The organism is Actinomycetospora sp. (assembly GCF_036497585.1).
Taxonomy (GTDB): Bacteria; Actinomycetota; Actinomycetes; order Mycobacteriales; family Pseudonocardiaceae; genus Actinomycetospora.
Map to the genome: position 1 here is coordinate 22,159 of NZ_DASXJD010000097.1, position 6,739 is coordinate 28,897.

Here is a 6,739-nt window from a genome sequence, read left to right on the forward strand (position 1 = left end):
GGACCGGGCAGGCCCGGGCACACTGCCCGTCATGACGACCGTGGACCCGTCCTTCGACGCCCTGCTCACCCGCGCGCACCGCGGCGAGGTGGCCACCGACGAAGCCCTGGCGTTCTTCGACACCCTGCCCGCGGTCCGGCCCGAGGAGATGCTCGGCGAGTGGCGCGGCGACGAGTTCCCCACCGGCCACCCGATGGACGGGCTGCTCGGGGCCACCGGGTGGGCGGGCAAGCGCTTCGACGACGTCGACCGCGTCCACCCGCTGCTCTTCTGGAACGCCGACCGGACGGACACCTTCGCCGTCGACCCGATCCGCGTGCCGATGGGCCTCCCGATCCCCGGGGCGCTGCGCCGGCCCTGGCTGCACAAGGTGATCACCGCCGGCCGGCCGCTGCTCGCGACGTCGCGGTACACCGCGCGGCTGCGGGCCACGGAGTACCGCGGCGTCTCCACCGCGACGATGATCTACGACGCCCGGCCGATCAACGACGTCTTCCGGCGCGTCTCCGACACGACGCTGCTCGGGCTGATGGACCACCGCGGGGACGCGGCACCGTACTTCTTCGTGCTCCACCGCCCTTGACGGCGGCCGTCGCGGCGGCGCCGGCCCAGATGGCCGCGAGGCGGGCGGCCCAGTGGTCGACCTCGCCGCCACCGGCGGCCACCAGCCGCAGCCGACGCCGCTGTCCGGGTGCGAGCCGGGCACAGGCGTCCACGAGCTCGTAGATGCCCTTGCGCGCCCCGAAGCGCCCCAGGAAGACGGCCAGCACCCGGCCGTCGTGGTGAGTGGCGACGACGTCGAGATCGGCCAGGGGTCCGGCGTGCTGCTCGAGCACGCGCTGGACGCTGCCGATGCCGCCGTGACTTCCGGACCCACCTGACCGTGCGTGAGTGTCGGCGCGATGACGACGGCGTGCGGATCCGGTGTCGGACGACGACCGGCGGGGCCCGGCGTTCGGCGGATGGCGCTCGGGCCCGCGATGTCCCATGATCAGTGGATGTGACGACCATCCTCGAAGCCGGTGTGTCCACCGGCGGGGTCGGCACGGACCAGGCGAGCCACGACCGACCCCGTGCCACACCCGCCATCGATCTCCTCGAGGGCAAGCGCTACCTGCGCCGCCTGCCGGGGGACGGGCCGGACCGTTGTCACGAGGAATGGGCGGCCTTCACCCTGACCCCCGTCGGGGTCACCCTCGGTGCCGAGATCGCCGGCGTCGACCTGTCCTCGCCGCTGTCGGACGAGGTGCGGGCGGAGATTCACCGCGCGCTGCTCGAGTGGAAGGTCCTCTTCTTCCCCGGCCAGGACATGACGAGCGCCGCTCAGCAGGCCTTCGGGCAGCTCTGGGGCGAGCTCGAGACCAACCCGCTGCTCGAGGCGGGGGAGGACCCGAGCGTCGTCCGCTTCGCCAAGGGCGGCGGGGGCCCGCAGACCTACGAGAACATCTGGCACGTCGACACGTCGTTCCGGCGCGTGCCGGCGATGGGCGCGATCCTGCGGATGATCACGACGCCGCCGTTCGGCGGGGACACGATGTGGGCCGACATGGCCGCCGCGTACGACAACCTCTCCGACGGGGTGCGGGCGCGGATCGACGACGCGGTGGCGGTGCACGACATGGTGCCCGGCTTCGCGCGGTTCCTCCCGGCGGACAAGCTCGCCCGGCTGGAGGACACGTTCCCGCCGGTGACCCATCCCGTCGTCCGGACCCACCCGGAGACGCACCGGCGGACGCTGTTCGTCAACGCCGCGTTCACCACGCGGATCGTCGGCCTGGAGCCCATCGAGTCCGACGCGCTGCTGCGTCACCTGTTCGCCCAGGCGCACACCCCCGAGTTCCAGGTCCGCTACCGGTGGACCGCGGGCACGGTGGCGTTCTGGGACAACCGGTCGACGCAGCACTACGCGGTCGGTGACTACGGGGCGCACGCCCGGGTCGCCGAGCGCGTGGCGATCGCGGGCGACGTCCCGTTCTGAGCACCCTGCCGCCGAGCGAGCGGCACTCTCGCTGCTTCTGGGTGAGCGAGAGCGCCGCTCGCTCCGTCAGGGGCGCCGCTCAGCCGAGCGCGCGCTGCCAGAGGCGTTCCGAGGGGCCGCCGACCATGTCGACCTCGGCGAGGAACGCCAGCACCTTCTCCAGCATGAACCGCTTCGTCGCGCGGTGGTGCGGGTTCGCCCGCGCCGCCGCGCGACCGACCCTCCCCGAGAGCCCGACGCTGCGGTAGACCCGCGCCTGCCACAGCGAGTTCACGACCTCGGCGCCCACGAGCGCCGTCAGCCACCGCTCCTTTTCGAGCTCCCCCCGCGACAGCGTCGGCACCAGCCGCGCCACCTCCTCCCGGGCGAACCGCACGTGGCGGGCCTCCTCGACGACGTGGACCCGCGCCACCGAGCGCATCAGCGGCAGGATCCGGTCGTCGTGCATCGACTCGCGCTGCAGCCGGTCGGTGGCCTCCTCCGCGACCAGCACGGACGCGAACATGCTCGCCCCTGCGCCGAGGTGGCCGTACCAGCCGCCGACGCGGTGCAGTCGGCCGTGCGGGCGGTAGTCCGGGCAGCCCAGCGCGTCGACGGTCCTCGCGAACATCACCGAGTGGCGCGTCTCGTCGCCGACCTCGGTCAGCGCGTACTGCGCGTGCGGGCGCCGCAGGTCCAGCGCGTATGCGTAGCGGGTGAGCATCTGCATGAGCAGGACCTCGAACCAGAGCCCGACCGAGAGCAGGCTCGCTGCCTCGTGGCGGGCCAGGGTGCGCCGTGTGTCGTCGTCGAGGTCGTCCCAGAGGTCGGTGCCGTAGAGCGAGACGCGCTCGGGCGGGACGGCCCAGCCGTCCGGTTCCACCGGTGCCGACCAGTCCACCTCGAGGTCGGGGTCCAGCGTGTGGCGCGCGCTGGCCGAGAGCAGCCGGGCCGCGCCCTGGTCGCGGTCGAGCATCGTCATGCAACACAATGTATCCCGTACACGGTGTTGCGGATAGTTGGCGGTCGAGCCGCGCCGGGAGCACTCTGGTCGGACCATGGACGGCAGGACACGACGCTGGGCGGGCCACCGGGAGGCGAGACGCCTCGAGCTGGTCGACGCCGCCGTCGCCGCGATCGAGGCCCACGGGCCCGACGTCACCACCGAGCAGATCGCCACCCAGGCCGGCGTCTCCCGGCCCGGGCTCTACCGGCACTTCGACGGCAAGGACGACCTGCAGTCGGCGATCGCGGCGCGCAGCGTCGAGCGGTTGGTGACCGAGCTGGAGCCGGTGTGGCGGCCCTCGGGCGAGCCCCGGGAGATGCTCGAGCGCGCCATCGCCGCGCACCTGTGCTGGCTCTCCGAGCACGCGAACGTCTACCACTACCTCAAGCGCAACTCGCTGCCCTCGTCCGACTCGGTGGAGGCGGCGAGCACCAACGTGCGAGGCGTGGTGTCCGCGCACACGGCCCAGATGCTCGTCGACGGCTCGCTGGGCGCGGAGATCCCGCCCGGGACGGCGCACCCGCTGGCCTACGGCCTCGTCGGGATGGTCGACGCCGCGGCCGCGCACTGGCTCGACGAGCCGCACGGCGCCGACGTCGGGGCCCTGGGGGCCCAGCTCACCGAGGCGTGCTGGGCCGTCATCCGCGTGACGGTGGGCAGCGGCGTCGTCGACGCCCTGGACCGGATCGGAGCCGAGTCCGCGTCGTGACCCCTCCCGGTCAGCCCCGTCACGGGCATCGCCCATGATGGGCCCGACCCGCGAGGAGGCCCCGATGGCGCTGCGTCGAGCGTTCCCGACCATCCTGTCCGACCGCCTGCCGGAGACCCGCGACTTCTTCGTGGCCCTGCTGGGCTTCGAGGTCGCCTTCGACAGCGACTACTACGTGGCGCTCACCACGACGCCGGACGGCGAGGGGCAGCCGGCGTGCGAGCTCGGCATCTGGGCGGTCGGCCACGAGATGGTGCCGCCGCCCTACCGCGCGGACCCCGCGGGCATCGTCCTGACCTTCGTCGTGGACGACGTCGACGCGCTGCACGTGGAGGCGCGCCGCCAGGGGGTGCCGGTCGTGGCGCCGCCGCGGGACCAGTTCTACGGCCGCCGTCGCATGCTCCTCACCGACCCCAACGGCCTGCTCGTGGACGTCTCGACGCCGTCCACGCCCTCACCGGAGTTCCGCGCCGAGATGATGCGTGGCGGGATCGAGCCGGTCACGAGCCCGTGATCACGCGGTCCCGCTGAGGCGAGGCTCCCCTCACCTAGGGTGGAGCCGTGCGGCTCACGCGGCAGGACGATCCCCTCCTGGAGATCCTCGCGGGTACGGGGCGACAGCTGGCGGACGCCGCGTTGCCGACCGCGGCCTTCGTCGTGGTCTGGCTCGTGGCGCAGGCCGCGTCGTGGACCGAGCCGGTACTGCTCGGCGGGCTCGCGTCGGTCGTCGTCGCGCTGGTGGTCGCGGTGGTCCGGTGGCGCGGCGGGGAGCGGCCACGCGCGGCGGCGGTGGGCCTGCTGATCGCCGTCGCCGCGACGTTGATCGCGCTCTACACCGGCCGGGCCGAGGACTTCTTCCTGCCGCGGATCGTCGCCAACGCCGGCAGCCTCGCGGCCTGGTTGGTCTCGATCGCCGTCCGCTGGCCGCTGCTCGGGCTCGTCGTGAGTGCGGCGCTCGGCAAGCCCCGGGCGTGGCGGAACGACCCGGACCTGGTGCGCGGCTACTGCCGGGCGAGCTGGCTGTGGGCGGCGCAGTACCTGGCGCGGATCGCGGTGCTGCTGCCGTTGTGGTTCGCCGACCAGGTGGTCGCGCTGGGGATCGCGCAGGTCGTGCTCACGTGGCCGTTGGTGGCGGTGTGCGCGCTCGGGTCGTGGCCGCTGGTGCGCTCGGCGCTCCCGCCGGGGCACCCCGGGCCGCGGCACCCGGTGGACGCCCGGCCGGCGGCGGAGCAGGCGGCCGACCGCTCGTGAGTGAGCGGCGCCGTTCTGGCGTTGGGCGCCAGGAACGTGCCGTTGCTGCCGTGGTGCCGGGGCTGGCGCCGATGAGTGAGTGGCGCCATTCTGGCGTTGGATGCCAGGAACGTGCCGTTGCTGCCGTGGGGCCAGGGCGGGCGCCGATGAGTGAGCGGCGCCGTTCTGGCGTTAGATGCCAGGAACGTGCCGTTGCTGCCAAGAAGCCCGGGACGGCCTACCGCACCGGAGCCGGCTCCGGCCGCTTCGCCGGGCGCCCGTCCCCCGTGCTCCGACCCTGCACCCGCCGGCTCACCCACGGCAGCAGGTGCTCGCGCGCCCAGCGGAGGTCCGCCTCCCGGCGGCGAACCCACGGCATCGGGTCCGACGGCGGCCACGGCTCGCGCCAGTCCTCGTCGGTCGGCACCCCGAGCACCTCGAGGACCCGGGCCGCGACGCGGCGGTGGCCCTCGGCGTTGAGGTGCAGCCGGTCCTCGGCGCGGGCCCGGGGGTCGGCGAGGGGGTCCATCTCCCACAGGTCGACCAGGTGGGCGCCCTGCCGGTGCGCGAGATCACGGATGAGCTGGTTCATCGTCGCCAGCCGCCGCCCGACGAGGTCGACGACGGGCGTCGCGCGGGTGTTGAACCCGGTGAACACCAGGACGTCCGCGCCCTGGTCGCCCAGGCGCGCGACCGCGGCCTCGAGCCGGCGTGCCAGGTCGGCCGGCTTCGCGGAGGGGCGGAGCAGGTCGTTGCCGGCCGCGCAGACGCTGACCAGGTCGGGGGACATCGCGTGGGCCCGCTCGACCTGCGTCTCGACGACCTGCTCGAGCAGCTGCCCCCGCACGGCGAGGTTGGCGTAGCGCAGGTCCGGGTGCCGGGCGGCCAGCCCCTCGGCGACCCGGTCGGCCCAGCCCCGCTCGACGCCGGTGCGCGGGTCGAGGTCCCCGACTCCCTCGGTGAAGCTGTCGCCCACGGCGACGAAGGTGCTCCAGGACATGCCCTCGATCATCCTCGGTCCGGCGTCGGAGCGATCATTACCCCATTCGGAGCAGCGCATTGGTCAAGGCGAAGATCGGGTCGCAAGGAGAGGGGTGAAGGTCCTCACCGTGAGGGCACACTGGCACCCTGGTGGACGTCCTTGGAGACGGATACCGGTGAGGCGGGCGCTGCCTGCTGTCCGGATCAGGACCGAACGACCCCGATGTGACGACGAGCCCTGGGAGCCATGGCACAGACCTCCACGAGGACAGTCGGCGGCGACGTGACGCCACCCGAGGAGAAGAAGACCTCCTCCGGGCTGTCCATCCCGCAGATCGTCGCCGGTGCACTCGCGGCAGCGACGGCGGCGATCCTGGGGTCCTTCATGGGCGCCGCCGGGACGATCGGTGGCGCCGCCGTCGCCTCGGTCGTCTCGACGGTCGGTTCGTCGCTCTACCAGCGCTCGCTGGAGCGCACGCGCGACGCGGTGAAGGACCGGCTCGTCGTCAACGCGGCCGCCGGGACGAAGGTCGCCCAGGCGGTCGCCAAGGTCACCGGCGACGGCATCTCGGCGGCGAACCCGCAGGGCGGCCCGCCGCGCCAGGCCGGGCCGGGTGCGCGGCCCGGTGCCGTCGGGGCGCGCCCGCCGGGCGCGCCGGCCTCCGGTGGCCCGCCGAACCGTCCGGTCGCCCCGCCGCTGCCCACCCACCGGCTGCCCGACGGCGGGCTCGCCCCGGGCCGCCGTCAGGTCGGCACCCCGCAACCGGCCCCGCAGGCCCAGCCGACCCAGCAGGCCGGCGCCCCGCAGCAGCTCCGGGCAGGCGGGCGCACCGTCACGACCCGTCTCGACGCCGCC

General features: G+C 74.1%; 8 protein-coding genes and 1 pseudogene. 7 read left to right on the forward strand and 2 right to left on the reverse strand.

The window, feature by feature from the left end; genetic code table 11:
• Window positions 1–31 precede the first annotated feature (31 nt).
• The 3 genes from VGH76_RS09320 to VGH76_RS09330 all read left to right on the forward strand — a co-directional run bounded on the left by VGH76_RS09320 (window position 32) and on the right by VGH76_RS09330 (window position 1,978).
• Window positions 32–583, forward strand: a complete 552-nt coding sequence (locus VGH76_RS09320) for a DUF4334 domain-containing protein (protein WP_331556379.1) — start codon at window positions 32–34, stop codon at window positions 581–583.
• A gap of 52 nt (window positions 584–635) precedes the next feature.
• Window positions 636–881: a hypothetical protein gene (locus VGH76_RS09325; RefSeq protein ID WP_331556380.1), complete on the forward strand. Its 246-nt coding sequence runs from the start codon at window positions 636–638 to the stop codon at window positions 879–881.
• Window positions 882–1,009: 128 nt separating this feature from the next.
• On the forward strand, window positions 1,010–1,978 hold the full coding sequence (locus VGH76_RS09330; RefSeq protein WP_414637697.1) for a TauD/TfdA dioxygenase family protein: 969 nt from the start codon (window positions 1,010–1,012) through the stop codon (window positions 1,976–1,978).
• A gap of 79 nt (window positions 1,979–2,057) precedes the next feature.
• Here the strand turns inward: VGH76_RS09330 and VGH76_RS09335 are convergent, their stop codons facing one another.
• On the reverse strand, window positions 2,058–2,939 hold the full coding sequence (locus tag VGH76_RS09335; protein WP_331556381.1) for a diiron oxygenase: 882 nt from the start codon (window positions 2,937–2,939) through the stop codon (window positions 2,058–2,060).
• A 76-nt stretch (window positions 2,940–3,015) separates the two neighbouring features.
• Between VGH76_RS09335 and VGH76_RS09340 the strand changes: the two genes are divergently transcribed.
• The 3 genes from VGH76_RS09340 to VGH76_RS09350 all read left to right on the forward strand — a co-directional run bounded on the left by VGH76_RS09340 (window position 3,016) and on the right by VGH76_RS09350 (window position 4,923).
• Window positions 3,016–3,672, forward strand: coding sequence for a TetR/AcrR family transcriptional regulator (locus tag VGH76_RS09340; protein WP_331556382.1), 657 nt, complete (start codon window positions 3,016–3,018; stop codon window positions 3,670–3,672).
• A 64-nt stretch (window positions 3,673–3,736) separates the two neighbouring features.
• Entirely contained in the window at window positions 3,737–4,186 is a 450-nt protein-coding gene (locus tag VGH76_RS09345; RefSeq protein ID WP_331556383.1) for a VOC family protein, read from the forward strand.
• Window positions 4,187–4,233: 47 nt separating this feature from the next.
• The gene (locus tag VGH76_RS09350) at window positions 4,234–4,923 is read left to right on the forward strand and encodes a DUF3159 domain-containing protein (RefSeq protein ID WP_331556384.1); all 690 of its coding nucleotides are present in this window, start codon (window positions 4,234–4,236) and stop codon (window positions 4,921–4,923) included.
• A gap of 217 nt (window positions 4,924–5,140) precedes the next feature.
• On the opposite strand, the gene VGH76_RS09355 is transcribed toward VGH76_RS09350, so the two are convergent.
• Entirely contained in the window at window positions 5,141–5,902 is a 762-nt protein-coding gene (locus tag VGH76_RS09355) for an SGNH/GDSL hydrolase family protein (protein ID WP_331556385.1), read from the reverse strand.
• A gap of 228 nt (window positions 5,903–6,130) precedes the next feature.
• Between VGH76_RS09355 and VGH76_RS09360 the strand changes: the two are divergent.
• A pseudogene (locus tag VGH76_RS09360) lies at window positions 6,131–6,739 on the forward strand (hypothetical protein); the annotation flags it as partial.

Coding starts and splice junctions, on each gene's coding strand:
- VGH76_RS09335 (WP_331556381.1), bottom strand. CDS start 2,939: ATGACGATGCTCGACCGCGACCAGGGCGCGGCCCGGCTGCTCTCGGCC.
- VGH76_RS09345 (WP_331556383.1), top strand. CDS start 3,737: ATGGCGCTGCGTCGAGCGTTCCCGACCATCCTGTCCGACCGCCTGCCG.
- VGH76_RS09320 (WP_331556379.1), top strand. CDS start 32: ATGACGACCGTGGACCCGTCCTTCGACGCCCTGCTCACCCGCGCGCAC.
- VGH76_RS09340 (WP_331556382.1), top strand. CDS start 3,016: ATGGACGGCAGGACACGACGCTGGGCGGGCCACCGGGAGGCGAGACGC.
- VGH76_RS09355 (WP_331556385.1), bottom strand. CDS start 5,902: ATGTCCTGGAGCACCTTCGTCGCCGTGGGCGACAGCTTCACCGAGGGA.